We start from the raw sequence: 26896 nt of genomic DNA, 5'->3' as shown, positions 1-26896 counted from the left end.
GTACGAAGATTTCGCTCCAGGCACAGGGTTGGCCGTGGCATTAACTTTTCACCAGATAACCAGGCGGCGCGGCCGTATGGTGGCATGAGCGTGGGTCAGCGCGGAGAGCGGCCCGGCGCCGGGCCGGGCCGACGGGATCAATCGCCGCCCAGCGAGGGCAGTAGCAGGGAGATCTGCGGGAACAGAATTAGCACCAGGGTTGCCAATGCCAGGATAGCGATGAACGGCGGCGTGCCACGAATCACGTCCATGTAGGGCCGGCGGAACACGGCGATGGCCGTGAAGATGTCGACGCCGAAGGGCGGTGTCGCCGAGCCGATGGCTGCCTGCAGCGTGACGATCACGCCGACCTGCAACGGATCGAGCCCGGTGGATTGTACCAGCGGCTTGAAGATCGGCACCAGAATCAGGATGACCACGATCGGGTCGACGAACATGCAGCCGATAAAGAAAGCGACGGCAATCAGCAAAAGGGCCAGGAACTGATTGTCGCCGATGCCTTCGATGAGCGGGCCCAGGATCTTCTCCGGCACGCCGGCCGTACCCAGTGTCTGGGAGAAGGCGGCGCCAACGGCGACAAGGATGAAGACCACGGCGGTAATCATGCCGGTGGACAGGGCGAGGCTGCCGAGATCGCGGATCGAGACCTTGCGATAGATGATGACTTCGAGAATAAAGGCATAGGCCACGGCCACCGCGGAGGCCTCGACGGCACTGAAGAAGCCGCCGTAGATGCCTCCCACCACCAACACCGGAAAGCCCATCGGCAAAATCACCCGACGCATGGAGCGCAGGCGCTCGTTCCAGCTTGCCTGGGGCTCCGGAGTGATGCCTTTGAGGCGTGAGTCGATGTAACAATAGATCGCAAACATCGCCAGGATCAGCAACCCTGGCAGGATACCGGCCAGGAACAGATCGCCGATCGATATCTTCATCACCACGCCATAGATAATGAAGCCGATGCTGGGGGGAATCAGCAGGGCGATATCGCTAGAGTTGATGATCAGTGCCAGGGAGAAGTGGTCAGAGTAGCCCTTGGCCAGCAATCGCGGGCGCATGGGGGTACCTATGGCCACCACCGTAGCCTGCGTGGAACCGGAGACGGCGCCGAACAGGGCGCAGGCGGCAGCGGTGGTGATGGGCAGGCCGCCGCGAATGTGCCGGGTGAAGGTGTCGACCACATCCAGGAGCCGGTTGGCCGTATGGCCCTTGGTGAGGATGTCGGCGGCAAAGATGAACATGGGCACCGCCGCCAGCACCCAACTGCCCACACCGTTGATCATCCAGCTGACCGCTTGCTCGGGGCCGAAGAAGGTCATCCCGGTAAACATCATGAATAGCGTGCCTACGGCCAGGGGGACCATCATCGGGAACCCCAGCAGCAGTAACACGAGCATGGTCACACCTAGCCAAGTCAGCATGAAAAAGTCCTCGCATTTTTAGGGTCTTGGTGTAGTCGAGGAATCAAACGCCGCGCGAATCATCGCGATCGGGAGTTTGTTCGCCATCGTCCGTGGGAACCTCGGAATAGGTCTCCTTCTCGGTGAACGAACGGTAGATGTCGTCGCTCATGAGATTGCGCGCGATGGTCAGGACGTATTGGATGCCGGCCAGGGTGAAGCCGATGGGCAGCGCGAGGTAGATGGTCCACATGGGGATGCGAAGCGATGCACTGACCCGCCCGCGATCCTTCAATACCATTACGTAATCGATGGATTTATAGGCGAAATAAAACATCAATGCGGCCGTGCCCAGGCAAATCAAAATCAGCAGTGCCTTGCGTAGCCGGCCGCTGAGCAGATCGTAGATTGCCGACATGCTGATATGCCGGGCGTTGCGTGCGGCGTAGCCGATGCCGACGAAGGTAATGAGGATGATCAGCATCTCGGTGATTTCGTAGGTACCGGCAATGCCTTGCCCGAACACGAGAGTGCCAACCACATTGCTACTCATCAATGCGGCCATGACGAGTATGCTGCCACCGACGATAATGCGCTCGATCACGCCAAGCCCCCGATCGAGACCACCCAGGATGCGTAGCAGACCACCGGGGCGTTTCTGGCTATCGCCGGAGGACGGAGATGATGGAGTCATGTCGCAAGCTTTCCTTGTATTTGTCAGGATTGGCGCGCCGAGGGTGGCGGACATCCCGCTGAAAGTCACCGACAGCGTGGTCCATGGCCGAAGACACACCGCTTACCTTGAAGTTACAGGCTTTGTGGCGACAGTGCTACACGTCGTCCGGGCATGAAGTGCACGCAGACCGACCGCCAGTATCGCCAGCGAGCCGGCGAGCGCATCGTCGAGGGGGCCTCCCAAATGTCGGGCCAGGCGGCTATGCAGGTCACCGTCCCTGGCGCGCCAGGGCCGAACCCCGGCTGCGCACCGCGTCAAGGCCTGCAATTGCTCCAGAGCCTGGCGCTCGGCCATCAGCTCAGCGTGTTTGAGCCGTTCCCGCCAGTCATCCAATGGCGAGCCCGGCCGGGCCAGTGACTTGAGGGCGCGACGCCGGGCGCGCAGGGGACGGGTGTAGTGGGCCTGATGAGCGCGGACCGGCGCCAGAACCTGGCGGACGTTCGGAGTCGTCACTAGGCCAAGCTGATCCAGCCAGCCCAGCCACAATAGCTCGCAGACGTCGGCATCGGCCCGATCCTGCAGATCGAGGCAGGCGCTGGCGGTCGCCGGATCGGCATAGATCGCCAGGGCATAGCGCCAGAGCGCATCCGGGGCAGTCACGGCGAAGGGGGATTGGGTACCATGGTCGGTCATTAGCGACGACGGACAGCGTGTCCTGAAGCCTTACAGAGGATGTTTACAAAATAGGCGAACGAAGGCAAGACAAGGCGAAATTAAGTGAAAAAGCGCAGTTTACGAAGGGTAAATGAGCATTTTGAGGGCAATTTCAACGCCGTATTGCCGAGTGCAGGCATTTTGTAAGCACCCTCTTAGAGTCGACGGGAGAACATCATGATCGCATTACGCCAGCTGGCCCTGCAACGCGGCACCCAGCCGCTGTTCGAGGATGCCGAGCTGACCCTGCACCACGGTCACAAGGCCGGCATCGTCGGTGCCAACGGCAGCGGCAAGTCGAGCCTGTTCAAGCTGCTGCTCGGCGAACTGGCTCCCGATCGCGGCGAGGTCAGCCTGTCCGGCGGCCAGCGCATCGCCCACATGGCCCAGGAGGTCGAGTCGCTTTCGCGCCCGATCCTCGCCTACGTGCTCGACGGCGACCGCGAGCTGCGGCGTACCCAGGCCGCGCTCGAGATCGCCAGCGCCAACGGCGAGGCCCATCGCGAGGCCGAGCTGCACGGCCGGCTCGAGGCCCTCGACGGTTACAGTGCGCCGGCCCGGGCGGCGCGGCTGCTGGTCGGGCTGGGTTTTACACAGGCCGATCTCGCGCGCCCGCTGGCGGCATTCTCGGGCGGCTGGCGAATGCGCGTCAACCTTGCCCAGACGCTGTTCATGCCCTCCGACCTGCTGCTGCTCGACGAGCCCACCAACCACCTCGATCTGGACGCGCTGCTGTGGCTCGAGCAATGGCTGACGCGCTACCCCGGCACGCTGCTGCTGATCTCCCACGACCGCGACTTCCTCGACGCGGTATGCGACCACATCGTTCACGTCGACCAGCGCCGGCTGACGCTCTACAGCGGCAATTACACCACCTTCGAGCGCACCCGCGCCGACAAGCTCGCCCAGCAGCAGGCCGAGGCCGCCAAGCAGCAGGCGCGGCGCGAGGAGATCGAGCGCTTCGTGGCACGCTTTCGCGCCCAGGCGACCAAGGCGCGCCAGGCGCAGAGCCGGCTGAAGATGCTCGAACGCATGCAGACCATCGCCGTGGCGCACGTCGATTCGCCGTTCCACTTCACGCTGCCGTCCGCCGACAAGAGCTCGCATCCGCTGCTGGTGCTCGACGAGGCGCGGCTGGGCTATGCGGACGACTCGGCGCTGCTCGACGACGTCAAGCTGACCCTGCTGCCCGGCCAGCGCATCGGCCTGCTGGGCCCCAACGGCGCCGGCAAGTCGACGCTGATCAAGTCGCTGACCGGCGATTTGCCGCTGCTGGCCGGCAAGCGGGTGCCCGGCGAGCACTTGAAGATCGGCTACTTCGCCCAGCACCAGCTTGACGGGCTCGACCTCGCCGCCACGCCGTTCATGCACGTGCAGCGGTTGTCGCCGAGGGCCAGCGACCAGGCGATCCGCGATTTCCTGGGCGGCTTCGGCTTTCGCGGCGACGATGCCTTCGGCGAGGTGGCGCGCTGTTCCGGCGGCGAAAAAGCGCGCCTGGCGCTGGCGCTGGTGGCCTGGCAAAAACCCAACCTGCTGCTGCTCGACGAGCCCACCAACCACCTCGACCTGGAGATGCGCGAAGCGCTCACCGAGGCGCTCGCGGCCTTCGAGGGCACGGTGATCATCGTCTCCCACGATCGTCACCTGCTGCGCGCCACGGTCGACGCGTTCTGGCGGGTTGCCGACGGCAAGGTAACGCCCTTCGATGGCGATCTCGACGACTACCGGGCCTGGCTCAAGGCGCGACTCGAGGGCGCGCGGCGCGAAGCGCGAGCCGAGAAGGCCGGTGCGGTGACGGCCGAGGTGCCGCCAGCCGACCGCAAGGCCTCGCGGCGTGCCGCCGCCGAGCTGCGCGACAAGCTGCGCCCGCTCAAGCGCGAGCGCGACAAGGTCGAGCGGCGCATGAGCGAGGCTCAAGGGCGGCTCGCCACACTCGAGGCGGCGCTGGGCGAACCCGCGCTTTATACCGAGGCGGCGCGCAAGACCGAGCTGACCGATCTGCTGGCCCGCCAGGGCGAGCTCAAGGCCGAGGTAGACGCACTCGAGCAGGCCTGGCTCGAGGCCGAGGAGAAACTGGAACGGCTGGAGGCCGAGCTGGTCGGCGCAAACTGAGTCTGGCTCGCTTGCTCGATGGAGGTGATTCAGGTTTCCAGCAGAAAGGTCACCGGTCCTTCGTTGACCAACGCAACCTGCATGTCGGCGCCGAACTCGCCGCTGGCGACGCGCGGCCAGGCCTGGCGCGCCTCGCCGAGCAGATAGTCGAACAGCCGTCGGCCCTCGTCGGGCGGGGCCGCGCTGGAAAAGCTCGGCCGCAGGCCCTTGCCGGTATCGGCGGCCAGGGTAAACTGCGAGACCAGCAGCAGTCCGCCGTCGGCCTGTTTCAGGTCGCGGTTCATCTTGCCGGCCTCGTCGCCGAACACCCGGTAGTGCAGCAACTTGTGCAACAGCGTGTCGGCGCGTGTCGTATCGTCGCCCTTTTGCACGCCGATCAGTGCCAGCAGGCCGTGATCGATGGCGCCGACGGTCTGTCCATCGACCGCCACGCTGGCGCGACTGACGCGTTGGATCAATGCTCGCATGAGAATTCCGATGGCAAGAAACACATCGGAGACGAGCGTAGCATGGTCCGGGCGCAACGAGCGCAGCGCGAGGATGTCCGTGAAATGAGTCTGCGATGTCCGTGAAATGAGTCTGCGGTCCGCGACATCTACGTCGAACGGGCCGACGAGCGCGGCAGGCGAACCCTGAATACGCTCGCCAAGGCCATTCAGGCGGCCGAGCGAGAAAAGCCGCAGCCGATTGCCGTGACGCGGCCGCGGCTTGTGAACCCAAGGCCCGGCGGATGGCGAGCGGGCCGGGCAGCCACCGCCAAGAGGCCCGCTACCAGGCCCGACAGATCATCAGATCGCAGTGAGGGTCGGCGAGCAGCTGCTCGTTGAGGACATTGTAATGATCTCGGCCCCGGCGGTATTGGTTGCTCAGCGCCAGCAGATCCGGGGGCAGGCGACGCAGACGGCTCGCCAGCACCTCGTCCGGATCGCCTTGTTCGAGCACCAGTTCGAGTTCGGGCACGTCGCCCAGCTCGTCAAGCAGCGCGTCGACCTCGCGCTCGAGTTGACGACGCAGCCCCGCGAGCTCGCTATCGCGCCAGCGGGCATAGTCGCTATTCGAGGCGAGTTCATGTTCGCCGGGGATGTCCCAGGCGTAGAGCAGCGTCAGGCAGGCCTCGGGGAAGCGGGTCAGGGCCTGTCGCAGGACCTGACGACCGGCCATGGAAAAGTCGACGGGAACCAAGATGTCGCGCCACGGCTGATCGGGCGAATGGCTGACCGAGAATACCGGACAGGGCGCGCTGCGCATTACCCGGGCCAGGGTGGTACCGCCAACCAGGTCGGGCTGGCCACGCTTGCGATGGGTACCGAGCATGATCAGCGAGGCCTTGCGTTCGTGGGCCTCGCGCACGATCTCGGCATACGGTTCGCCGGTCATGGTCTGAATCAACACTTCCGGCTCGGGCAGCGCATAATCCTCGCGCAGATCCTGCAGGGTGCGTTCCATGTCGGCGACCACGGCGTCTTCAAGATCGCGCAGCGCCTGGTGCGGCAAATGCGGATCGAGCACATGCAGCACGTCGAGGCGCGCGCCGTTGTCCACGGCCAGGCGCACCGCCCGGGCGAAAGCGGCACGATTCTCGGCGGAAAGGTCACAGGCAAACAGCAGGGTCTGAGGCATGGCGGCATCCTCCCACGATTGTCACTCGGCGAGTCGCTCGGCGGCGACGAACCCGCAAGCGTGATTGGAAGCATGGTGCGCCCTGTCGCGGTCTGCAAGTTTCGCCGGCCGGCTACCACCAGGCATGGAAATGATGCACCGGCCCGCGGCCATGGCCGACGCTGAGCCGCTCGCTCGCGTGCAGCGCCTGGCTGAGCCACACCTTGGCATGCTGGACCGCGCTGACCAGCGGCTCGCCCCGGGCCAAGTGGGCGGTGATCGCCGAGGACAGCGTGCAGCCGGCACCATGCAAATTGCGGGTGGCGATGCGCTCGGCCTCGAGCCAGCTGCTGCCCTCGGCGGAACCCAGCAGATCCGGACAGCGCTCGCCGTCGAGATGGCCGCCCTTGAGAAGCACGTGCGGGGCGCCCAGGTCGAGCAGTCGGGGGAGCAGCGCCTGCATGGCGTCGCTGTCGCGCGGCGTGTCGGCATCGAGCAGCACCGCCGCTTCGGGCAGGTTGGGCGTGATCAGGTCGGCGCCGGGTACCAGCACCTCGCGGACCGCCTGGATGCCTGCGTCGTCGACCAGGATGTCGCCGCTCTTGGCGACCATCACCGGGTCGAGCACCACCCAGCGCGGCCGCCGGCGCTCCAGGCACTCGCGCACGGTTTCGGCGACCTCGCGGCCGGCGATCATGCCGATTTTCACGGCGTCGATGGCGACGTCGTCGAGCAGGGTGTCGAATTGCTCGGCGATGAACGCGGCGGGCACCGGCTGCACGCCGCTGACGCCGCGAGTATTCTGCGCGGTCAGTGCGGTGATCACGCTGGTGGCGTAGGTGCCCAGCGCCGAGAAGGTCTTGAGGTCGGCCTGGATGCCGGCCCCCCCCGAGGGATCGGAGCCGGCGATGGTCAATACATTGGCGATACGAGGAGTCGCGGACATTATCGGATGCAGCTTGCGTTGGAAAAGCTATAGCCTAGTGCATCGGGCGGGGTGTCGGCCATGCTGAGCCTGTTTCTGGTGGCGCTGGCCAGTGCCACGGTGCTGCCCGGCGGCTCGGAGGCGTGGCTGGCGCGCCAGTGGTGTCTCGGCGAGCCACCCTTGGCGCTATGGGGCGTGGCCACACTGGGCAATACGCTAGGCAGTCTGATCAACGTTGCCCTGGGACGCTATGCCCGCGATTTCCAGGGGCGTCGCTGGTTCCCCGTCTCGGTGAGCGCCCTGGTACGCGGCGAGCGCTGGTACGCCCGGCTGGGTGCATGGAGCCTGCTGCTAAGCTGGGCCCCGCTGGTGGGCGATGCATTGACCATGCTGGCCGGCGTGATGCGCCTGCCCTGGTGGCGCGCGAGCCTGTTGATCTTGATCGCCAAGGGTGTACGCTACGCCGTGCTGCTCTGGCTGGCCGGCCGCTGGCTGGCGCCGCTGTGCTGAATCGCGATCGGCACTCAAGGATGGCCTCCAGCCGCCGATAGCGTATTCTTGAGATGGGCGGGAGATGAGTATGAATGTTTATCAGTCAGCGTGGCTGCGCCGAAAGTACCGCTTGCCTCTGACAATTCTCTAATGATCTCCTATACTTGACCCGTACGGACAAAGGCCAGGCCTCAAAAACTACAATCAATGATCGCTGAGCGATTGGGTCTGTCTACCGTTCATGGTTTTAACGAGGGAATGCATGAACCAGAACGCTACCGCGATCATCGCGCAATACTGGGCCGCCGGCCTGTTTGTCGTTGCCGTCGTCGCCCTGTGCGCCTTCATGATCGGTGCCGCCAGTTTGCTCGGTGGGCGCAGCAAGGGACGCAGCAAGTCCCTGCCGTTCGAGTCCGGGGTGGTGGGTACGGGTAGTGCTCGCCAGCGTTTTTCCGTCAAGTTTTACCTGGTCGCGATGCTCTTCGTGATCTTCGATATCGAGGCCGTGTTCCTGTTCGCCTGGGCCGTATCGGTGCGCGAGGTGGGCTGGGGCGGTTTCGCCGGGGCGGCGGTGTTCATTTTCATTCTGCTCGCCGGCCTGGTTTACGACAGCCGTGTCGGCGCCCTCGACTGGGCTCCCAAACGCAAGATGCGTGATCCCGGTTCCTGAACCGGACGTTCCGGCCTTGCTATGCAGCAAGACCCGATACCGACCCGGGATGCTCAATAACGACGTGGCAGCTAGCCGCTAGCTGGAGGAGATGCATGGCTTATACCCTCACGCGTGCCGAAGACGCCGTGTCAGCGGACGCACGTTATCCACTGGGCGAGCGTCAGCGGGTCGAGGACGACCCGATGAAGCAGCAGATCCATCGCAGCGTCTTTACCGGCAAGTTGGAAGAGGTGCTCAATTCGGCCGTCAACTGGGGGCGCAAGAATTCCCTGTGGCCCTACAATTTCGGCCTGTCGTGCTGTTACGTGGAAATGACCACGGCCTTTACCGCGCCGCACGACATCGCCCGTTTCGGCGCCGAGGTGATTCGCGCCTCCCCGCGCCAGGCGGATTTCATGGTCATCGCCGGAACCTGTTTCATCAAGATGGCGCCGGTCATCCAGCAGCTCTATGACCAGATGCTCGAGCCCAAGTGGGTGATCTCGATGGGCTCCTGCGCCAACTCGGGAGGCATGTACGACATCTACTCGGTGGTCCAGGGCGTCGACAAGTTTCTGCCGGTGGACGTTTACGTGCCCGGTTGTCCGCCACGCCCCGAGGCCTTCCTGCAGGGTCTGCAGCTGCTTCAGGACTCGATCCAGGAGGAGCGGCGGCCGTTGTCGTGGGTGGTCGGCGACCAGGGCGTCTATCGCGCCGAAATGCCCTCGCAGCGCGAGAAAGCGCGGGCGCAGCGCATCCAGGCCACCGAATTGCGTACGCCCGACAGCATCTGAGCGCGCTTTCACTTTTTGTCGCAGGAGCCAGTTCACGTCCATGAGCGTTGCCACACCGACCCCCGATTCGACGGCCGCCGACGATCCCGTCGTCGGTGCGCTCAAGCAGCGCTTCGGCGATCATGCCATCCTCGAGCAGGCGACGCTGACCGGCATGCCGGTGCTGTGGGTGGCCCGGGAGGTATTGATCGAGGCACTGAGCTTCTTGCGCGACATGCCCGAGCCGTTCGATATGCTCTACGATCTGTCGGCGATCGACGAACGTCTGCGCGGCAACCGACGCGGCCTGCCCGCCGCGGATTTCACGGTCTTCTATCAGCTGCTGTCGATCTCGCGCAACCGCGACGTGATGCTCAAGGTGGCGTTGCACGAGGATGACCTGGCGTTGCCCACCAGCGTGTCGCTCTACCCCAACGCCAACTGGTACGAGCGCGAAGTGTGGGACATGTTCGGCGTCGACTTCCGCGGCCATCCGCATCTCACCCGGATCCTCATGCCGCCGACCTGGCAAGGCAATCCGCTGCGCAAGGATCACGGCGCGCGGGCCACCGAGTTCGACCCCTACACCCTGACCGTCGAAGGCCAGCGGGTCGAGCAGGAGGCGTTGCAATTCAAGCCCGAAGACTGGGGCATGCAGCGCGAGAACGCCGACACCGAATTCATGTTCCTCAACCTGGGGCCCAACCACCCTTCCGCCCACGGGGCCTTCCGCATCGTCCTGCAGCTCGACGGCGAGGAGATCGTCGACTGCGTGCCGGATATCGGCTATCACCATCGTGGCGCCGAAAAGATGGGCGAGCGCCAGTCCTGGCACAGTTACATTCCCTACACCGACCGCGTCGACTACACCGGCGGGGTGATGAACAACTTCCCTTACATCCTGGCGGTGGAGAAGCTCGCCGGCATCCAGGTGCCCGAACGGGCCCAGACCATTCGCATCATGATGGCCGAGATGTTTCGCATCACCAGCCATTTGCTGTTCCTGGGCACCTATCTGCAGGACCTGGGGGCGATGACTCCGGTATTCTTCACCTTCACTGATCGCCAGAAGGGCTACGAGGTGATCGAGGCGATCACCGGCTTTCGCATGCATCCGGCCTCGTTCCGCATCGGTGGGGTGGCCCAGGACCTGCCCAGGGGCTGGAAGAAGCTGGTGCAGGGCTTTCTCGACTGGATGCCCAAGCGGCTGCGCGAGTACGAACGGGCGATGATGGAGAATGCCATCGTCCGCGAACGGACCCGCCACATCGCCGCCTTCACCACCCGCGAGGCACTTGCCTGGGGGGTCACCGGGCCCAATCTGCGCGCCACCGGCTGCGACTTCGATCTGCGCAAGAAGCGTCCTTACGGCGGCTACGAGAACTTCGATTTCGAGGTGCCGCTGGGCGCCAACGGCGACGTCTTCGATCGCGGTCAGCTGCGCATCGAGGAGATGCGCCAGAGCCTGCGCATCATTCAGCAGTGCGTCGACCACATGCCCGCCGGCGACTACAAGGCCGACCATCCGCTGACCACGCCGCCGCCGCGCGAGAAGATGCTGCAGCACATCGAGACGCTGATCACCCACTTCCTGCAGGTGTCGTGGGGGCCGGTGCTCAAGCCCAACGAGTCGCAGCAGATGATCGAGGCGACCAAGGGCATCAACAGCTACTACCTGACCAGTGACGGCAACACCATGAGCTATCGCACGCGCATCCGCACGCCGAGTTTCCCGCACCTTCAGCAGATTCCCGCGTTGATGCGCGGTGGCTTCGTGCCCGACCTGATTGCCCACCTGGGCAGTATCGATTTCGTGATGGCCGACGTGGATCGCTGACATGACCGAGAGCGCACGACACATCGCCAGCGATGGCGAAGGTTTCACCCTTGCCGACGAGGATCGCCGGGCGATCGAGCACGAGCGCGCTCACTACGAGCAGCCCCAGGCGGCCTGCATCGAGGCGCTCAAGATCGTCCAGCGCCGCCACGGCTGGGTGCCCGACGCGGCGATCCCCGCCATCGCCGAAGTGCTGGGCATCGGTCCCGCTTCCGTCGAGGGCGTGGCGACGTTTTACAGCCTGATCTTTCGTCAGCCGGTGGGGCGCCACGTGATCCTGGTCTGCGACAGCAGTTCCTGCTTCCTGACGGGCTACGAGGAACTCGGCGACGCCCTGGCCAAACGCCTCGGTATCGGCCTGGGTCAGACCACCGCGGACGGCCGCTTCACCCTGCTGCCGGTGTGCTGCCTGGGCGCCTGCGATCGCGGCCCGGCGATGATGATCGATGACGACACCTTCGGCCCCATCGCGCCTGACGATCTGGATGAACTCCTGGAGGCCTATCCATGAATGCGATACCCAAGGACTCCCGGCTGCGCTACCACTGCCAACTGCGCCAGAGCGCCGCCGAGCGCCACGCCGACACCCATCCGCTGACCTGGCGGCTGCGCGAGGATGGCGCGCGGGTCGGGCTCGAGGAGTATCGCGACAAGGAAGGCTATCGCGCCGCCGCCCACGCCCTCGAGCATTGTTCCAGCGCCGACGTGATCGACACCATGAAGAAGGCCAACGTGCGTGGCCGCGGTGGCGGCGGCTTCTCCGCCGGCGTCAAGTGGGGGCTGACCCAGGTGGGCGACCATCTGCCGCGCGGCTACCTGCTCTGCAACGCCGACGAGATGGAACCGGGCACCTTCAAGGATCGTCTGTTGATGGAGCAGCAGCCGCATCTGCTGATCGAGGGCATGATCATCGCCGGCTACGCCAACCGCTCCCGATACGGTTACATCTTCCTGCGCGGCGAATATGTCGAGGCGGCGCATTCCCTGGCCCTGGCCATCGAGGAGGCGCGAGAAGCGGGCTGGCTGGGCAGCAACGTCGGCGGTAGCGGCTTCGATTTCGATATCGCCCTGCACACCGGCGCCGGCCGTTACATCTGCGGCGAGGAGACCGCGCTGATCAACTCCCTGGAGGGCAAGCGCGCCAACCCGCGCGCCAAGCCGCCGTTTCCGGGTCAGTCCGGCGCCTGGGGCAAGCCGACGGTGGTCAACAACGTGGAGACCCTGTGCAACGCCCCGGCGGTGATGCGCCACGGCGCGGACTGGTATCAGGGCCTGTCCGGCGGCCTCAGCGACGATGGCGGCACCAAGCTCTATGGCGTCTCGGGGCTGGTCGAGCGTCCCGGCCTGTGGGAGTTACCCATCGGCACCAGCGGCCGGGAGATTCTCGAGCGCGCCGGGGGCATGCGCGAGGGCCATACCCTCAAGGCCTGGTTGCCCGGCGGCGGCAGTACCGGCTTCCTGCTGCCGGAGCACCTCGATCTGGCCCTGGACTTCGATACCATCGGCCAGCACGGCAGCCGTCTGGGCACCGGGCTGCTGACGGTGGTCAGCGAACGTCAGAGCATCGTATCGCTGCTGCGCAATCTCGAGCAGTTCTTCGCTCGGGAATCCTGCGGCTGGTGCACGCCCTGCCGCGACGGCCTGCCCTGGACGGTAAAGCTCCTTCAGGCCCTGGAGCGTGGCGAAGGCGAACAGGGTGACATCGAGATCCTCGAGCAGCACACCACGGACCTGGGGCCGGGATTGACCTTCTGTGCTCACGCGCCGGGGGCGGCCATGCCGCTGGAATCGGCGCTCAACCACTTTCGGGCGGACTTCGAGGCCGGGATCGCCCATCCGCGTCGCACCGCCCATGCGGATTCGATTCCGGTGGGCGAGGTATGAGCGGGTCCATTCATCCCAAGGCGAGGTAACGGCATGGCGACGATTCACGTGGACGGCAACGCCTATGAGGTGGACGGGTCGGACAACCTGTTGCAGGCCTGCCTGTCGCTGGGCCTCGACATTCCCTATTTCTGCTGGCATCCAGCGATGGGTAGCGTCGGCGCCTGTCGCCAGTGTGCGGTCAAGCAATACAAGGACGCCGACGACACCCAGGGCAAGCTGGTGATGTCGTGCATGACCCCGGCGACCGATGACAGTTGGATCTCGATCGACGACGACGAGGCGAAGGCGTTTCGTGCCCACGTGATCGAGTGGCTGATGACCTACCACCCTCACGACTGTCCGGTGTGCGAGGAGGGCGGTCATTGCCACCTCCAGGACATGACGGTGATGACCGGTCACGACCGTCGGCGCTATCGCTTTCGCAAGCGCACCCACCGCAATCAGTACCTGGGGCCGTTCATCGCCCACGAGATGAACCGCTGCATCAACTGCTATCGCTGCGTGCGCTTCTACCGCGACTATGCCGGCGGTATCGACCTCGGCGCCTTCGGCGCCAACAGTAATCTCTATTTCGGCCGTCACCAGGACGGTGTGCTCGAGAACCCCTTCTCCGGCAACCTCACCGAGGTCTGCCCGACCGGGGTGTTCACCGACCAGACCCACTCCGCTCGCTACACCCGCAAGTGGGATCTGCAGTTCGCGCCAAGCATCTGCCATCAGTGCGCGGCGGGTTGCAACATCAGCCCCGGCGAACGCTACGGCGACATCCGACGCATCGAGAATCGCTATAACGGCGAGGTCAACCGCTACTTCCTGTGCGATCGGGGCCGCTTCGGTTATGGCTACGTCAATCGCCGCGATCGCCCGCTACGGCCCGAGTGGCGCAGCGATCGCAGCGACGCCTCGGTGACCCTGGAAGTCGACGCCGCACTGGACCGCGGCGCCGATTTGCTGCGCACCGCGCGCCGGGTGATCGGCATCGGCTCGCCGCGGGCGAGTCTCGAAAGCAATCATCAGCTGCGCGAGCTGGTCGGCGAAGGCAACTTCTCGACCGGCATCGCCGCGCAGGAGCTGGCCTGCCTGACGGCGATGCACGCGCTCAATCAGAATTGCGGACTGCCCACCCCGACGCTGCGCGACGTCGAAGATCATGACGCGATACTGGTGCTCGGCGAGGATCTGATCGCCAGTGCCGCGCGGGTCGGCCTGGCGGTGCGCCAGGCGGCCACCGCGCGACGCAACGAGCTGGCCGCCGAGCGCGACATCCCGGCCTGGAACGACGAGGCGGTCAGGACGCTCGGCCAGGACAGCTATCACCCACTGTATATCGCCTACCCCACCGCCACCGGGCTCGACGACGTCAGCGCCGCGAGCTGGGCGCTGGCACCGGACGATATCGCACGGCTCGGTTTCGCCGTGGCGCACGCCATCGATTCGGCGGCCCCGGCGGTGGAAGGCCTCGACGAAGCCACCCGGCGCGAAGCCGAAACCATCGCCGAGCGGCTGCTCGCGGCACGCCGTCCACTGATCGTCAGCGGCGGTTCGCTGGGCTCGCTGGCGGTAATCGAGGCGGCCGGCAGCGTGGCCCGGGCACTATCGCGCTCGGCTCGCGAAGGCAGCCTGCTGCTGGTGCGTCGCGAGGCCAACAGCACCGGCCTGGCGATGCTTGGCGGCGAACCGCTCGAATGGGCGCTCGACGAACTTGCCAGCGCCCGCGCCGATGCGCTGGTGATCCTCGAGAACGATCTCTACCAGCGCGCGCCGCGCACCCGGGTCGATGCCGCGCTGGAGCGTGCCGAGACGGTGATCGCCCTCGACCATCAGCGTACCGCCACCTGGCAGCATGCCCACCTGGGCCTGCCGGCGGCGGCCTTTAGCGAGGCCGATGGCACCCTGGTCAGCCTGGAGGGGCGCGCCCAGCGCTTCTTTCAGGTCTTCGATCCGCGCTATATCCGTCCCGAGACGCGTATTCACGAGAGCTGGCGCTGGCTGCATGCGCTGCGCGCCGACATGCTGCGCCACGATGTCGGCGAGATCACCCTCGATGCAGTGACCCGAGCCTGCGCCGAGCGCCATCCCGAGTTGCACGGTATCCTCGGCGCCGCGCCGGGCGCCGATTACCGGGTGCGCGGTCTCAAGCTGGCCCGCGAGCCGCACCGCTACAGCGGACGCACCGCGATGCGCGCGCATCTCGACGTCAACGAGCCGCGCGCCCCCCAGGATGCCGATTCGCCGTTCACCTTCTCGATGGAAGGCTACAACGGCTTCGATCGGCCGCGCGAAGAGGTCGCCTTCGCCTGGGCGCCGGGCTGGAACTCGCCGCAGGCCTGGAACAAGTTCACCGACGAGATCGGCGGCCATCTGAGCGCCGGCGATCCCGGGGTGCGCCTGCTGCACCCGCAGCCGGGCGATTATGCATACCACACCTCGCTACCGGCGAATTTCACCCCGCGCGACTCAGCCTGGCAGGTGGTAGTGCTGCCACGGCTGTTCGGCGGCGAGGAGACCTCGGCGCGCGCCGCGCCGATCGTCGAGCGCAGCGCCCCGGCGACGCTGCGGCTGTCGGCCGACGATGCCCAGCGGCTGGGCTGTAACGACGGCGAGCTGCTCGACGTGGCCACCGAGGGCGGCCGGTGCAGCCTGCCGGTGCAGCTCGATGCCGCGCTACCCGCCGGGCTGATCGGTGTGCCGGCGGGCGTCGAGCCGGCGCTGGTCAGCGGTGACTGGGCCGGGTTGAGCACGCGGGCAACGAACTATCGCGACGCCGGCGCCGCGACACGGCGTGGCGATGAAACAGGAGATCGCCCATGAACTGGTTGTCGCCGACGGTCGTCGCCAGTCTGATCGCCATGCTTCAGGCCGTGGTGATTCTGCTCGGCGCAGTGTTGTTGGGGGCGATGATGACAGTGGTCGAACGGCGCCTGCTGGGACTGTGGCAGGATCGTTACGGGCCCAACCGGGTCGGGCCGTTCGGCTCGATGCAGCTCATGGCCGACATGATCAAGATCTTCTTCAAGGAGGACTGGATCCCGCCGTTCGCCGATCGCACACTGTTCGTGCTGGCCCCGGCGATCGCCATGGCCTCTCTGCTGCTGTCGTTCCTGATCATTCCCATAACCCCGGGCTGGGGCGTGCTGGACTGGAACATCGGCCTGCTGTTCTTCCTCGCCATGGCCGGCATCAACGTCTACGCGGTGCTGTTCGGCGGCTGGTCGAGCGGCAACAAGTATGCCCTGATCGGCGCCATGCGCGCCTCGGCGCAGACGCTGTCCTACGAAGTGTTCATGGGCCTGGCGCTGATGGGCGTGGTGGCGATGACCGGCTCGTTCAACATGCGCGAGATCGTCAACGCCCAGGAGGGACTGTGGTTCGTGATCCCGCAGTTCTTCGGCTTTGTCACCTTCCTGATCGCCGGCATCGCGGTGACCCACCGTCACCCCTTCGACCAGCCCGAGGCCGAGCAGGAGCTGGCCGACGGCTATCACGTCGAGTATTCGAGCATGAAGTTCGGGATGTTCTTCATCGGCGAATACGTCGGCATGGTGCTGGTCTCGGCGCTGATCGTGACGCTGTTCTTCGGGGGCTGGCACGGCCCGCTGCTGCCGCCGATCGTCTGGTTCGCGCTCAAGACCGGCGCCTTTTTGGTGTTCTTCGTGCTGCTGCGCGCTTCGCTGCCGCGCCCGCGCTACGACCGGGTGATGAGTTTCGGCTGGAAGTTCTGCCTGCCGCTGACTCTGATCAATCTGCTGGTGACCGGGGCGGTGGTACTGATCGCCGACCCGCTGTGATCACGCCACTGTAATCGAGGAGATATGGCCATGTTCATGAACGTGATCAAGGGCACCGTCTCCCAGCTGCGCACGCTGGGCATGGTCTTCATGCACAGCTTCCGCAAGCGCGAGACGCTCAACTACCCGGAGGAGTCGGTCTATCTGCCGCCGCGCTACCGGGGACGCATCGTGCTGACCCGCGATCCCGACGGCGAGGAGCGTTGCGTGGCCTGCAACCTGTGTGCGGTCGCCTGTCCGGTGGCCTGTATCTCGCTGCAGAAGGGCGAGCAGGAGGATGGGCGCTGGTATCCCGAGTTCTTTCGCATCAACTTCTCGCGCTGCATCTTCTGCGGCATGTGCGAAGAGGCCTGCCCGACCTCGGCGATCCAGCTCACCCCGGACTTCGAGATGAGCGAGTTCAAGCGCCAGGAACTGGTCTACGAGAAGCAGGACCTGCTGATCAATGGGCCCGGCAAGGATCATGACTATCACTTCTACAAGGTGGCGGGACTCTCGATTGCCGGCAAGGACAAGGGCCAGGCGCAGAACGAGGAACAGCCGATCGACATCAAGTCGCTGTTGCCGTAGTCAGCATTCACTAGCGGGACGCAACCATGGAAATTGCCTTCTATCTGAGTGGTCTGGTCGCCGTACTGGCGACACTGGGGGTCATCACCAATACCAACCCGGTGCACGCACTGCTCTACCTGATCGTTTCGTTGATCTCGGTGGCGCTGGTGTTCTTAGCGCTGGGCGCGCCGTTCGCCGCAGCGCTGGAGGTAATCCTCTACGCCGGGGCGATCATGGTGCTGTTCGTGTTCGTGGTGATGATGCTCAACCTGGGTGAGCAGACCACTGCCCAGGAGAAGGCCTGGCTCAAGCCGCGCATCTGGCTGGGTCCGGCGCTGCTGGCCGCGGTGCTGCTGGTGACCTTGGTGGCCACGCTATGGTCGGGCAATACCGGACGCATGATCAGCGGTGAGGTCGTCACCGCCAAGGCGGTGGGCTCGCTGCTGTTCGGGCCCTGGCTGATGGTCGTCGAGCTGGGCGCCATGCTGCTGCTGGCGGCGCTGGTCACGGCATCGCACGTCGGTCGCGCGGCGTCCCCCGACAAGCCCGAGAGCCAGGCCGAATCCGCTGCCCGCAAGGAGGCGCCATGAACGGAATACCCATGGAACACGGCCTGGTGCTGGCGGCGATCCTCTTCGCGCTGGGCTTCGCCGGGTTGATTACCCGGCGCAACATGGTGTTCGTGCTGATGAGCCTGGAAGTCATGCTCAACGCCGCGGCGTTGGCGTTCATCGTCGGCGGTGCGGCCTGGGGCCAGCCGGAAGGCCAGACGATGTACCTGCTGGTGATCACCCTGGCGGCGGCCGAGGCGAGCGTGGGCCTGGCGCTGCTGATCCAGCTTCACCATCGCTTCAAGTCGCTTGACGTGGACGCCGCCAACCGAATGCGCGGCTAAGGGAGCTGTCGATGTCGTTGTTGCCACTGACGTTTTTACTGCCGCTGGTCGGCACCCTGATCCTGGCCCTGTCGCGAGGCACGCTCAATGCACGCGCCAGCGCCGTGGTCGGCGTGGCCAGCGTCGGGCTGGCGGCCTTGGTCACCGCCTGGCTGGCCTGGAATTTCCAGGTCGGCGAGGTGTTCGACATGACGCTCTGGACCTGGCTGTCGGTGGGCGATTTCCAGCCGACCATCGGCCTGCGTCTCGACGGCCTGTCGCTGACCATGCTGTCGATCATCACCGGCATCGGCTTTCTGATCCATCTGTTCGCCGCCTGGTACATGCGCGGCGAGCATGGATTGCGGCGCTTCTATGCCTACATGAACCTGTTCGTGTTCAGCATGACCCTGCTGGTACTTGGCGACAACGTACTGCTGCTGTTCCTGGGCTGGGAAGGCGTCGGCCTGTGCAGCTACCTGCTGATCGGCTACTACTACCAGACCTCGGCCAATGGCTGGGCGGCCTTCAAGGCGTTCATCGTCACTCGGTTGGGCGATGTGTTCCTGGCCATCGGACTGTTCCTGCTGTTCAACGCGCTGGGCACGCTGAACATCGCCGAGATCCTCACCCGCGCCCCCGAGGTATGGAGTGAGGGCGGCCTCGAGGTTCAGCTGGCGGCCCTGCTGCTGCTCGGTGGCGCGCTGGGCAAGTCGGCCCAGTTGCCGCTGCACACCTGGCTGGCCGACGCCATGGCCGGCCCCACGCCGGTGTCGGCACTGATTCACGCGGCGACCATGGTTACCGCCGGCGTCTACCTGGTCGCCCGGCTGTACGGGATCTTCGAGCTGGCCCCGGTGGTACTCTATCTGATCGGCGTGATCGGCGCGCTGACGCTGCTGATGGCCGGCTTTGCGGCACTCGCCCAGACCGACATCAAGCGAATCCTGGCCTACTCGACGATGAGCCAGATCGGTTATATGTTCCTGGCGCTGGGGGTGGGGGCCTATGATGCGGCAATCTTCCATCTGATGACCCACGCCTTCTTCAAGGCGCTGCTGTTTCTCTCCGCCGGCTCGGTGATCATCAGCTGCCATCACGAGCAGGACATGCGCCGCCTGGGCGGCTTGTGGCGCCGGCTGCCGCTGGCCTATGCCGGTTTCGTGATCGGCGGTGCCGCATTGTCGGCGCTGCCGCTGATCACCGCCGGCTTCTACAGCAAGGACGAGATTCTCTGGGAGACCTGGGCGGCCGGCAATGGCGGTCTGATGCTGGCGGGCCTGGTCGGCGCCGTGCTGACCTCGCTGTACACCCTGCGGCTGATCATCGGCACCTTCCACGGCGAAATGAAAAGTGACAACGCGCGCCATGCCAAGGCCGGTCGCGGGCTGGCCCACGGCCTGCCATTGCTCGTGCTAGCGATCCTGTCGACCTTTCTCGGCGCCTGGATCCAACCGCCGCTGGCGGGCGTGTTGCCAGCGAGCCCGGGTGCCGAGGCCGAGGGGATCGTGCGTAGCGTGGTGGAGATACTCGCCGCGACCGCCTCGCTGGGCGGCCTGGGACTGGCCGCCTGGCTGTTTCTCAGCCGCCGGCGCTGGCTCGCCGAGCGCGTCGCTGGCGGCTGGGAGGCCCGGCTATGGCGATTCTGGTATCACGCCTGGGGCTTCGATATCGTCTACGACCGGTTGCTGGTTCGCCCCTATCTCGGCCTGGTCCATGTGCTGCGCAACGACATCATCGATCGCCTGATGCTGGTGGCAGGCTGGACGGCCTGGTTGTCGCACCGCGGGCTGAGCCACACCCAGTCCGGCAAGCTGCGGCTGTATGCCGTCAGCATGGCGATGGGGATCACGGTGATCTTGATCGTGCTGGTACTGGGCGGCTGAACGGCTTGATTCGCGGATCATGGTTTATATAACGAGGGGCAGGGGGAGGCCACCAATGTATCGACAAACACGGGGAATGCACCGCTTATGACGCTGCTCTGGCTGATCCTGATTCCCTTCGTCGGCGGCCTGCTGTGCTGGCAGGGCGAGCGCTTCGGCGATCAGGCGCCGCGCTGGATTGCGTTGGCGACGATGTTGATCGAACTGTTGATCACGCTGGGGCTGTGGTTCCAGGGTGACTACTATCTGCCGCAGATGGGCACCGCCAGCGAGGGCGTTCGCTGGTCCATGGAGTGGCAGGTGGCATGGATTCCACGCTTTGGCATCAGCGTGCACCTGGCGCTTGATGGCCTGTCGCTGGTGCTGATCGCGTTGACCAGCTTTCTGGGCATACTGGCGGTACTCTGTTCCTGGAACGAGATCGTGCGCCGGGTCGGCTTCTTTCACCTCAACCTGCTGTGGATACTCGGCGGCGTGGTCGGCGTCTTCCTGGCGATCGACCTGTTCCTGTTCTTCTTCTTCTGGGAACTGATGCTGGTGCCGATGTACTTCCTGATCGCGCTGTGGGGGCACAGTGGCTCGGAAGGGCGGACCCGCATCCGCGCAGCGACCAAGTTCTTCATCTATACCCAGGCCAGCGGCCTGTTGATGCTGGTGTCGATCCTCGGTCTGGTATTCGTGAACTACGCCAATACCGGCGAGTACTCGTTCAGTTACGCGACGCTGATGGAAACCCAGCTTTCCGAAGGCACGGCAATGCTGCTGATGCTCGGCTTCTTCATCGCTTTCGCGGTCAAGCTGCCGGTGGTGCCGCTGCATGGCTGGCTGCCCGACGCCCATGCCCAGGCACCCACCGCGGGTAGCGTCGATCTCGCCGGCATTCTGCTCAAGACCGCCGCCTACGGCATGCTGCGCTTCGCCCTGCCGCTGTTTCCCGAGGCGTCGCAGACCTTCGCTCCGGTAGCCATGGCGCTGGGCCTGGTGGGCATCTTCTACGGGGCGCTGCTGGCCTGCGGCCAGCAGGACGTCAAGCGGCTGATCGCCTATACCAGTATCTCGCACATGGGCTTCGTGCTGATCGGCATCTATGTCGGCACCGAGCTCGCCCTGCAGGGGGTGGTGATGTTGATGGTCGCGCATGCCTTCTCGGCGGCCGGGCTGTTCATCTTGAGCGGCCAGCTCTACGAACGGCTGCATACCCGCGACATGCGCGAAATGGGCGGTCTATGGGGGCGCATGGGGAGCCTGCCGGGATTCTCGCTGTTCTTCGTCGTCGCCTCGCTGGGCATGCCCGGCACCGCCAATTTTCTCGGCGAGTTCATGATCCTGTTCGGTAGCTTCCCGGTCGCCCCCTGGACGGTGGTCATCGCCAGCGGCGGGCTGGTGCTGGCGGCGGTCTATTCACTGCTGCTGATGCAGCGAGTTCACTTCGGACCGGCGCAGGGCGAGGGGCGCTTCGCCGACCTCGATGGTCGTGAATATCTGATGATGCTCTCGCTCCTCGGCCTGGTGCTGCTGTTCGGCCTCTACCCACAGCCCCTGCTGGATACCACCGGCGCGGCGATGCTCGAGGTGCAGCAGCTGTTCGGTGCCGCTGTACAGTCGTCCACTCTGCCGACGGGGGCTCCATGACCTTGACCGCGACGCACCTGCTGGCGTTGACGCCGCTGATCCTGGTCAGTGCCACGGCCATCGTGGTGATGCTGACAATCGCCTGGCGCCGCCAGCATACCGCCATCGCCATGACCACGGCCGCAGGACTCAACCTGGCGCTGGTCTCGCTGATCGGCGTCTGGTTCATGGCGCCGCTGGCCACGCCGATGCTGGCCGTCGATGGCCTGGCGATCTTCGCCGCGGTATTGATCCTGGTCGCCGCGCTGGCCTGTGCCACGCTGGGTCATGCTTACCTCGAGCACTATCGAGGACCGCGCGAAGAGTTCTATCTGCTGCTGCTGTGTGCCACGGCGGGGGGCCTGGTGCTGGCCGCCAGCACCCACCTGGCCACGCTGCTCTTCGGCCTCGAACTGTTGTCGATGCCGCTGTACGGCATGCTCGCCTATACCTATCATGAGCGGCGCTCGCTCGAGGCCGGCGTCAAGTATCTGGTGCTGTCCGGGGCGGCGAGCGCCATCCTGCTGTTCGGCATGGCGCTGCTCTACGCCGAGACCGGGCAGCTCGATTTTGCCGGCCTGACGGTCGGTCTGGCGGAAAGTCCCGGTGCCTGGGGGCTTGCCGGGGCCGCGTTGGTGCTCATGGGACTGGGCTTCAAGCTGTCGATCGTACCGTTTCACCTATGGACGCCGGACGTTTACGAAGGCGGTCCGGGGCCGGCATCGACTTTTCTCGCCTCGGCCAGCAAGGTCGCGGTGTTCGTGGTGCTGCTGCGTCTGGTCATGGCGGCGCCGGCCTTTCAGGGGGCCTGGCTGCACGGCGTGCTGGCGGTACTGGCGATCCTCACCATGCTGGTCGGCAACCTGCTGGCGCTGACCCAGTCCAATCTCAAGCGCCTGCTGGGTTACTCGTCGATCGCTCACTTCGGCTACCTGCTCACGGCAGTGGTCATCGGCGAGGGGTTTGCGGTCGAAGCGACCGGGGTCTATCTGGTGGTCTACATGCTGACCACGCTGGGCGCATTCGGCGTGGTGACGCTGATTTCGTCGCCCTATCGGGGCGAGGATGCGGCGGCGCTGCACCATTATCGCGGACTGTTCTGGCGGCGTCCCTACCTGACCGCGGTGCTCACCGTGGCCATGCTCTCGATGGCCGGCATCCCCTTCACCGCAGGCTTTATCGGCAAGTTCTACATCATCGCGCTGGGTGTCGAGGCCGAGCGCTGGTGGCTGGTGGGGGCCGTGATCGTGGGCAGCGCCATCGGGCTTTATTATTACCTGCGGGTGATGGTCACGCTGTATCTGGCCGAGGCGGGCATGCAAAAGCGTGACGCGCCGGAGAACTGGGGCGCGCGCGCTGGCGGTGTGGTCGTGCTGGGGGTGGCCTTGCTGATCATCCTGCTGGGCATCTACCCGACACCGATGATCGAATGGGTGCGGCTCATGGGCGGCGCCATGCTGAATACGGGCTAGCGGCGCCAGGCATCAGCCCGCGCTGGTCGCGTCACTTGAACTGGGCCGGCAGCCAGGTCGCCAGTTCGGGCACGAAGGCCAGCGCCATCAGCATGCAAAGCTGCAGCACGATGAACGGGATCACCCCGCGGTAGATCGCCGTGGTGGGCACCGATTCGGGGGCCACGCCACGCAGATAGAACAGCGCGAAGCCGAACGGCGGAGTGAGAAACGAGGTCTGCAGGTTGATGGCGATCATGATCCCCAGCCAGATCGGGTCGAGGCCCATGGCCAGCAGCACCGGGCCGACAATCGGCACCACCACGAAGGTAATCTCGATGAAGTCGAGGATGAAACCGAGCAGGAAGATCACCAGCATGACGATGATCGTCGCGCCGACCACGCCGCCGGGCATGTTCACGAACAGCTCCTTGACCAGCTGCTCGCCACCGTAGGCACGGAACACCAGCGAGAACAGCGCGGCGCCGATCAGGATCAGGAATACCATGGTGGTGACGTGGGTCGTCGAGCGCACCACGTCGCGCAGGGTGGCGAAGTCCAGCTTGCGATAGGCGAGTGCCAGCACCAGCGCGCCGAAGGCCCCCACCGCCGAGGCCTCGGTAGGCGTGGCGAAGCCGCCGAGAATCGAGCCCAGCACGGTGACGATCAAGACCAGCGGCGGCACCAGGCCCTTGAGCAGCAAGCTGAACAGGCTGCCCTGATGATTGAGCTCGGCCATCAGTTCCTGGCGATCGGCGGGCGGTGCCGATTCCGGCTTGAGCCAGGCGATGAACGCCACATAGGCAATGTACAACACCACCAGGATCAGCCCGGGGACCAGCGCGCCGATGAACAGATCGCCCACCGATACGGTCTTGGGACTCCAGATGCCCATCGTCAACTGCGCCTGCTGATAGGCCGACGAGAGCACGTCGCCAAGCAGTACCAGGGCGATCGACGGCGGAATGATCTGGCCCAGCGTGCCGGTGGCGCAGATCGTGCCGGTTGCCAGCGACGGGCTGTAGCCGCGCTTGAGCATGGTCGGCAGCGACAGCAGGCCCATGGTCACCACGGTGGCGCCGACGATCCCGGTGGAGGCGGCCAGCAGCATGCCGACCAGCGTCACCGAGATTCCCAACCCACCGCGCAGCGAGCCGAACAGCAGCGCCATGGCGTCGAGCAGGGTCTCGGCGACCTTGGACTTCTCCAGCAACACGCCCATCAGCACGAACAATGGCACGGCGAGCAGCGTCTGGTTGGTCATGATGCCGTAGAGGCGGTTGGGCAGCGCGGACAGGAAGCTGGCATCGAAATTGGCAGCGATGCCCAGCGACTCGAGTCCCATGCCCAGCCCGGCGAAAGCCAGCGAAGTGCCCGCCAGCGTCAGCGCTACCGGGAAACCGAGCATCAGTACGGCACAGATCAGAGCGAACAGCACCAGCGGCATGAATTCCAGCATCAGATCGGCTCCTCGCTGTGATCATGCTTGTGCTGTGGCGGCAAGCGACCGGAAATGATCAGCGACTTGCGAACGATCTCGGCGCTGCCCTGGAGGATCATCAATACCGCAAAGGCCGGCATCAAGGTCTTGAGCAGGAATACGGCGGGGATGCCGCCGTTGTCCGGCGAGCCCTCGAGAATCGCCCATGAAGCGCCGACATAGCCCAGGCTGGAGACGATCACGAAGCCCATGAACGGCAGCAGCAGGAACAGCGTGCCCAGCAGGTCGACCCAGGCCTGGGCGCGTGGCGAGAAGCCTCGATAGAAGATGTCCACGCGCACGTGGCCATCGTGCTTGAGGGTATAGGCGGCCGCCAGCAGGAACAGCGCGGCGTGCATGTACATCACCGATTCCTGCATGGGGATGCTGTTGAAGTTGAAGAGATAGCGCAGCACTACGATCAGGAACTGGACCAGCATCATTATCAGGACCAGCCAGGCGAGTGCCTTGCCCAGCCGCTCGGTAAGGGTGTCGATCCAGGCCAGGAGCGCCGGTTCGGATGCAGCTCGGTTCATGAATCCCTCGCTATCATGGCAGCGGTTGCGTTTTTTCTGGTGTTATCGGGCCCTGTGCGGGCAACCGCCAAGCCACGCCTGAAATCAGCGTCACAGTGCCCGTGTACCGGAAAGTCCGGCAACCGGTCATTGGTCTGACGGTCTGGCCAGAGCGCGCCGGCAGGCAGCGGGAAGATGGATATCCACGGCGATCGGCAGGTGATCCGAGTAAAGCTGATCGAGCACTTGCAGGTTGTCCGCTTCCAGCGACGAAGACAGCAGGATGTGGTCCAGCGCCCGGCTTGGCTGCCAGGAAGGATAACTCAACAGAGGGCGCGCTGGCTTTAACGGTAGCGCGGTGCAGAAGCTCGAATGACGGCTGTGGAGTTGATCCGGGGTGCAGTTGAGATCGCCCATCACCACCACATGGCTGAGCGGTGTGATGATCTCGCCGAGATAGTCGAACTGGCGAGCCCGCGAACGGTGGCTCAGGGCCAGATGAACGACAAACACGTGCAGTGCGTCGGGACCCGAGCCGAAGCGGGCATGGATGGCGCCGCGGCCAGGCAGGGTGCCGGGCAACCGGTGCTCCTCGATGCGCTCGGGGGTTAGCCGCGACAACAGACCATTGCTGTGCTGGGCGAGCCGGCCCAGGTTGCGGTTGAGCTGCTTGTAGTGATGCGGAAACCCGGCCCGGTGCGCCAGGTATTCCACCTGATTGACGTTACCCGAACGGAAGCTTCCGCCATCAACCTCCTGCAGGCCGATGATGTCGAACGACCTGAGCACATCGCCCATGGCGTCCAGGCGGCGCTGGCGCGTTGGATGGGGCAGCAGGTGCTGCCAACTGCGCGTCAGGTAATGATGGTAGGCCGAGGTCTGGATGCCGACCTGCAGATTGAAGGTCATCAGTCGCAGGGTGGCGAGGGCCGCGGCCGGCGTGGCGCGTATGCTGCTCATGGCGTCACTCGCTGCGTTCTTGACGTACCTTGTCGATCAGCGCACCGGCGATCTGGGGCATCTCCTCCAGGCTGCCGGCAGTACGCGGGGTCACTACATATTGGCCATCGACCACCAGTGCCGGCACGCCCATCAGCTCATAGGCGCGCATCTTGGCGTACGCCTGGTTGATCTGGCTCTTGACGCCGAACGAGCTCAACGCCTCCTTGGCATCCGCCTCGCTGACAGCGTAGTCGCTGAAGAAGGCGGCGATATCGTCGGTGTCGGTCAGCCGCTGGCCCTGTTGCTGGATCGCGTCGAAGAAGTCGCTGTGGACCTGGTCGAGGATGCCCAACTGCTGGGCGGCATAAAAGGCGCGCGCGTGGGCCGTCCAGGTGTCGCTCATGGTTGCGGGGAGGCGCTGGAAGGTGACGTCATCGGGTAGTTCGTCGACCCAGGCATTGAGCGGCTCTTCCAGCTTGTAACAGTACGGGCAACCGTACCAGAACACTTCGATGACCTCGATCTGGCCCTCGTCCACGCTGGTTTCGACCGAGGTGTCGAGAACCTTGTACTCCTTGCCGGCGACCGGCGAGGCGGCCATGACCAGCGAAGACAGACCCAGGCCGGCGACCGCAGCGATCCACGGTTTCAACATGCGCCCTTTACTCCTCAGAAATGCCAAGTATGTGGCAAAGGTAACAGATATTCGGCCATTTGAGACGGCGACCGG

The 26896-nt window shown here is 65.0% G+C and carries 25 protein-coding genes; 15 read left to right on the top strand and 10 right to left on the bottom strand.

Going from position 1 to position 26896, the window contains the following annotated elements:
* Positions 1-137 precede the first annotated feature (137 nt).
* The 3 genes from K7I12_RS02990 to K7I12_RS02980 form a co-directional block, all read right to left on the bottom strand.
* Positions 138-1421 carry a TRAP transporter large permease gene (locus K7I12_RS02990; RefSeq protein ID WP_031384915.1) on the bottom strand — a complete coding sequence of 428 codons (1284 nt, stop codon included), beginning with the start codon at positions 1419-1421 and terminating at the stop codon, positions 138-140.
* Positions 1422-1464: 43 nt separating this feature from the next.
* On the bottom strand, positions 1465-2094 hold the full coding sequence (locus K7I12_RS02985; RefSeq protein ID WP_231662965.1) for a TRAP transporter small permease: 630 nt from the start codon (positions 2092-2094) through the stop codon (positions 1465-1467).
* 102 nt (positions 2095-2196) lie between these two features.
* Positions 2197-2769 carry a TIGR02444 family protein gene (locus K7I12_RS02980; RefSeq protein WP_051907540.1) on the bottom strand — a complete coding sequence of 191 codons (573 nt, stop codon included), beginning with the start codon at positions 2767-2769 and terminating at the stop codon, positions 2197-2199.
* Between the two features lie 198 nt (positions 2770-2967).
* Between K7I12_RS02980 and K7I12_RS02975 the strand changes: the two genes are divergently transcribed.
* The gene (locus tag K7I12_RS02975; protein WP_231662964.1) at positions 2968-4902 is read left to right on the top strand and encodes an ATP-binding cassette domain-containing protein; all 1935 of its coding nucleotides are present in this window, start codon (positions 2968-2970) and stop codon (positions 4900-4902) included.
* Between the two features lie 29 nt (positions 4903-4931).
* Here K7I12_RS02975 and dtd read toward each other — a convergent pair whose 3' ends face one another.
* The 3 genes from dtd to thiD all read right to left on the bottom strand — a co-directional run bounded on the left by dtd (position 4932) and on the right by thiD (position 7447).
* A complete protein-coding gene (gene dtd, locus K7I12_RS02970) occupies positions 4932-5369 on the bottom strand; it encodes a D-aminoacyl-tRNA deacylase (protein WP_031384919.1) in 438 nt (145 codons plus the stop codon).
* Between the two features lie 301 nt (positions 5370-5670).
* Positions 5671-6522: a universal stress protein gene (locus K7I12_RS02965; protein ID WP_031384920.1), complete on the bottom strand. Its 852-nt coding sequence runs from the start codon at positions 6520-6522 to the stop codon at positions 5671-5673.
* Between the two features lie 112 nt (positions 6523-6634).
* Positions 6635-7447 carry a bifunctional hydroxymethylpyrimidine kinase/phosphomethylpyrimidine kinase gene (gene thiD / locus K7I12_RS02960; RefSeq protein ID WP_231662962.1) on the bottom strand — a complete coding sequence of 271 codons (813 nt, stop codon included), beginning with the start codon at positions 7445-7447 and terminating at the stop codon, positions 6635-6637.
* A 60-nt stretch (positions 7448-7507) separates the two neighbouring features.
* On the opposite strand from thiD, the gene K7I12_RS02955 reads away from it, so the two are divergent.
* From K7I12_RS02955 to nuoN, 14 genes are all read left to right on the top strand, one after another.
* A complete protein-coding gene (locus tag K7I12_RS02955; protein ID WP_231662960.1) occupies positions 7508-7936 on the top strand; it encodes a YqaA family protein in 429 nt (142 codons plus the stop codon).
* A 244-nt stretch (positions 7937-8180) separates the two neighbouring features.
* Positions 8181-8588 (top strand): NADH-quinone oxidoreductase subunit A, encoded by a 408-nt coding sequence (ndhC, locus tag K7I12_RS02950; protein WP_231662959.1) that lies wholly within the window; start codon positions 8181-8183, stop codon positions 8586-8588.
* Positions 8589-8683: 95 nt separating this feature from the next.
* On the top strand, positions 8684-9364 hold the full coding sequence (locus K7I12_RS02945; RefSeq protein WP_231662957.1) for an NADH-quinone oxidoreductase subunit B: 681 nt from the start codon (positions 8684-8686) through the stop codon (positions 9362-9364).
* 40 nt (positions 9365-9404) lie between these two features.
* Positions 9405-11180 (top strand): NADH-quinone oxidoreductase subunit C/D, encoded by a 1776-nt coding sequence (gene nuoC / locus K7I12_RS02940; protein WP_231662956.1) that lies wholly within the window; start codon positions 9405-9407, stop codon positions 11178-11180.
* 1 nt (position 11181) lies between these two features.
* On the top strand, positions 11182-11691 hold the full coding sequence (nuoE, locus tag K7I12_RS02935) for an NADH-quinone oxidoreductase subunit NuoE (RefSeq protein WP_231662955.1): 510 nt from the start codon (positions 11182-11184) through the stop codon (positions 11689-11691).
* Positions 11688-13064, top strand: coding sequence for an NADH-quinone oxidoreductase subunit NuoF (gene nuoF, locus K7I12_RS02930; RefSeq protein WP_231662953.1), 1377 nt, complete (start codon positions 11688-11690; stop codon positions 13062-13064). The genes nuoE and nuoF overlap by 4 nt, the downstream gene beginning before the upstream one ends.
* A 33-nt stretch (positions 13065-13097) precedes the next feature.
* The gene (gene nuoG / locus K7I12_RS02925; RefSeq protein WP_231662951.1) at positions 13098-15878 is read left to right on the top strand and encodes an NADH-quinone oxidoreductase subunit NuoG; all 2781 of its coding nucleotides are present in this window, start codon (positions 13098-13100) and stop codon (positions 15876-15878) included.
* The gene (gene nuoH / locus K7I12_RS02920) at positions 15875-16855 is read left to right on the top strand and encodes an NADH-quinone oxidoreductase subunit NuoH (RefSeq protein WP_231662949.1); all 981 of its coding nucleotides are present in this window, start codon (positions 15875-15877) and stop codon (positions 16853-16855) included. The genes nuoG and nuoH overlap by 4 nt, the downstream gene beginning before the upstream one ends.
* Before the next feature lie 30 nt (positions 16856-16885).
* Positions 16886-17425 carry an NADH-quinone oxidoreductase subunit NuoI gene (gene nuoI / locus K7I12_RS02915; RefSeq protein ID WP_031384930.1) on the top strand — a complete coding sequence of 180 codons (540 nt, stop codon included), beginning with the start codon at positions 16886-16888 and terminating at the stop codon, positions 17423-17425.
* A 26-nt stretch (positions 17426-17451) separates the two neighbouring features.
* Positions 17452-17997: an NADH-quinone oxidoreductase subunit J gene (nuoJ, locus tag K7I12_RS02910; protein WP_031384931.1), complete on the top strand. Its 546-nt coding sequence runs from the start codon at positions 17452-17454 to the stop codon at positions 17995-17997.
* Positions 17994-18302, top strand: a complete 309-nt coding sequence (gene nuoK / locus K7I12_RS02905; RefSeq protein WP_031384932.1) for an NADH-quinone oxidoreductase subunit NuoK — start codon at positions 17994-17996, stop codon at positions 18300-18302. The genes nuoJ and nuoK overlap by 4 nt, the downstream gene beginning before the upstream one ends.
* 11 nt (positions 18303-18313) lie before the next feature.
* A complete protein-coding gene (nuoL, locus tag K7I12_RS02900; RefSeq protein ID WP_031384933.1) occupies positions 18314-20167 on the top strand; it encodes an NADH-quinone oxidoreductase subunit L in 1854 nt (617 codons plus the stop codon).
* Positions 20168-20254: 87 nt separating this feature from the next.
* Complete coding sequence (nuoM, locus tag K7I12_RS02895; protein WP_231662948.1) at positions 20255-21799, top strand: NADH-quinone oxidoreductase subunit M; 1545 nt, start codon at positions 20255-20257, stop codon at positions 21797-21799.
* A complete protein-coding gene (nuoN, locus tag K7I12_RS02890) occupies positions 21796-23250 on the top strand; it encodes an NADH-quinone oxidoreductase subunit NuoN (protein WP_231662947.1) in 1455 nt (484 codons plus the stop codon). The genes nuoM and nuoN overlap by 4 nt, the downstream gene beginning before the upstream one ends.
* 31 nt (positions 23251-23281) lie before the next feature.
* Here nuoN and K7I12_RS02885 read toward each other — a convergent pair whose 3' ends face one another.
* The 4 genes from K7I12_RS02885 to K7I12_RS02870 all read right to left on the bottom strand — a co-directional run bounded on the left by K7I12_RS02885 (position 23282) and on the right by K7I12_RS02870 (position 26821).
* Positions 23282-24688, bottom strand: coding sequence for a TRAP transporter large permease (locus tag K7I12_RS02885; RefSeq protein WP_031384936.1), 1407 nt, complete (start codon positions 24686-24688; stop codon positions 23282-23284).
* The gene (locus K7I12_RS02880) at positions 24688-25245 is read right to left on the bottom strand and encodes a TRAP transporter small permease subunit (RefSeq protein WP_031384937.1); all 558 of its coding nucleotides are present in this window, start codon (positions 25243-25245) and stop codon (positions 24688-24690) included. The genes K7I12_RS02885 and K7I12_RS02880 overlap by 1 nt, the downstream gene beginning before the upstream one ends.
* A gap of 126 nt (positions 25246-25371) precedes the next feature.
* A complete protein-coding gene (locus K7I12_RS02875; RefSeq protein WP_231662945.1) occupies positions 25372-26184 on the bottom strand; it encodes an endonuclease/exonuclease/phosphatase family protein in 813 nt (270 codons plus the stop codon).
* Positions 26185-26188: 4 nt separating this feature from the next.
* Positions 26189-26821, bottom strand: coding sequence for a thiol:disulfide interchange protein DsbA/DsbL (locus tag K7I12_RS02870; protein WP_031384939.1), 633 nt, complete (start codon positions 26819-26821; stop codon positions 26189-26191).
* Between the last annotated feature and the right edge of the window lie 75 nt (positions 26822-26896).

The sequence above is a fragment of the Halomonas sp. IOP_31 genome, from assembly GCF_021151495.1.
GTDB lineage: Bacteria > Pseudomonadota > Gammaproteobacteria > Pseudomonadales > Halomonadaceae > Modicisalibacter > Modicisalibacter zincidurans.
Note: the sequence above shows the minus strand (reverse complement) of the source record. Positions and strands in the feature narration are given on the sequence as shown.

What these genes read in the sequence shown, in the direction of transcription:
- K7I12_RS02885 (WP_031384936.1), bottom strand. Translation starts at nt 24,688, where the DNA reads ATGCTGGAATTCATGCCGCTGGTGCTGTTCGCTCTGATCTGTGCCGTA.
- nuoJ (WP_031384931.1), top strand. Translation starts at nt 17,452, where the DNA reads ATGGAAATTGCCTTCTATCTGAGTGGTCTGGTCGCCGTACTGGCGACA.
- K7I12_RS02945 (WP_231662957.1), top strand. Translation starts at nt 8,684, where the DNA reads ATGGCTTATACCCTCACGCGTGCCGAAGACGCCGTGTCAGCGGACGCA.
- K7I12_RS02875 (WP_231662945.1), bottom strand. Translation starts at nt 26,184, where the DNA reads ATGAGCAGCATACGCGCCACGCCGGCCGCGGCCCTCGCCACCCTGCGA.
- K7I12_RS02985 (WP_231662965.1), bottom strand. Translation starts at nt 2,094, where the DNA reads ATGACTCCATCATCTCCGTCCTCCGGCGATAGCCAGAAACGCCCCGGT.
- dtd (WP_031384919.1), bottom strand. Translation starts at nt 5,369, where the DNA reads ATGCGAGCATTGATCCAACGCGTCAGTCGCGCCAGCGTGGCGGTCGAT.
- nuoC (WP_231662956.1), top strand. Translation starts at nt 9,405, where the DNA reads ATGAGCGTTGCCACACCGACCCCCGATTCGACGGCCGCCGACGATCCC.
- nuoG (WP_231662951.1), top strand. Translation starts at nt 13,098, where the DNA reads ATGGCGACGATTCACGTGGACGGCAACGCCTATGAGGTGGACGGGTCG.
- K7I12_RS02975 (WP_231662964.1), top strand. Translation starts at nt 2,968, where the DNA reads ATGATCGCATTACGCCAGCTGGCCCTGCAACGCGGCACCCAGCCGCTG.
- K7I12_RS02965 (WP_031384920.1), bottom strand. Translation starts at nt 6,522, where the DNA reads ATGCCTCAGACCCTGCTGTTTGCCTGTGACCTTTCCGCCGAGAATCGT.
- ndhC (WP_231662959.1), top strand. Translation starts at nt 8,181, where the DNA reads ATGAACCAGAACGCTACCGCGATCATCGCGCAATACTGGGCCGCCGGC.
- nuoI (WP_031384930.1), top strand. Translation starts at nt 16,886, where the DNA reads ATGTTCATGAACGTGATCAAGGGCACCGTCTCCCAGCTGCGCACGCTG.
- K7I12_RS02990 (WP_031384915.1), bottom strand. Translation starts at nt 1,421, where the DNA reads ATGCTGACTTGGCTAGGTGTGACCATGCTCGTGTTACTGCTGCTGGGG.
- K7I12_RS02870 (WP_031384939.1), bottom strand. Translation starts at nt 26,821, where the DNA reads ATGTTGAAACCGTGGATCGCTGCGGTCGCCGGCCTGGGTCTGTCTTCG.
- nuoE (WP_231662955.1), top strand. Translation starts at nt 11,182, where the DNA reads ATGACCGAGAGCGCACGACACATCGCCAGCGATGGCGAAGGTTTCACC.
- K7I12_RS02955 (WP_231662960.1), top strand. Translation starts at nt 7,508, where the DNA reads ATGCTGAGCCTGTTTCTGGTGGCGCTGGCCAGTGCCACGGTGCTGCCC.
- nuoK (WP_031384932.1), top strand. Translation starts at nt 17,994, where the DNA reads ATGAACGGAATACCCATGGAACACGGCCTGGTGCTGGCGGCGATCCTC.
- nuoF (WP_231662953.1), top strand. Translation starts at nt 11,688, where the DNA reads ATGAATGCGATACCCAAGGACTCCCGGCTGCGCTACCACTGCCAACTG.
- thiD (WP_231662962.1), bottom strand. Translation starts at nt 7,447, where the DNA reads ATGTCCGCGACTCCTCGTATCGCCAATGTATTGACCATCGCCGGCTCC.
- nuoN (WP_231662947.1), top strand. Translation starts at nt 21,796, where the DNA reads ATGACCTTGACCGCGACGCACCTGCTGGCGTTGACGCCGCTGATCCTG.
- nuoL (WP_031384933.1), top strand. Translation starts at nt 18,314, where the DNA reads ATGTCGTTGTTGCCACTGACGTTTTTACTGCCGCTGGTCGGCACCCTG.
- K7I12_RS02880 (WP_031384937.1), bottom strand. Translation starts at nt 25,245, where the DNA reads ATGAACCGAGCTGCATCCGAACCGGCGCTCCTGGCCTGGATCGACACC.
- nuoM (WP_231662948.1), top strand. Translation starts at nt 20,255, where the DNA reads ATGACGCTGCTCTGGCTGATCCTGATTCCCTTCGTCGGCGGCCTGCTG.
- nuoH (WP_231662949.1), top strand. Translation starts at nt 15,875, where the DNA reads ATGAACTGGTTGTCGCCGACGGTCGTCGCCAGTCTGATCGCCATGCTT.
- K7I12_RS02980 (WP_051907540.1), bottom strand. Translation starts at nt 2,769, where the DNA reads ATGACCGACCATGGTACCCAATCCCCCTTCGCCGTGACTGCCCCGGAT.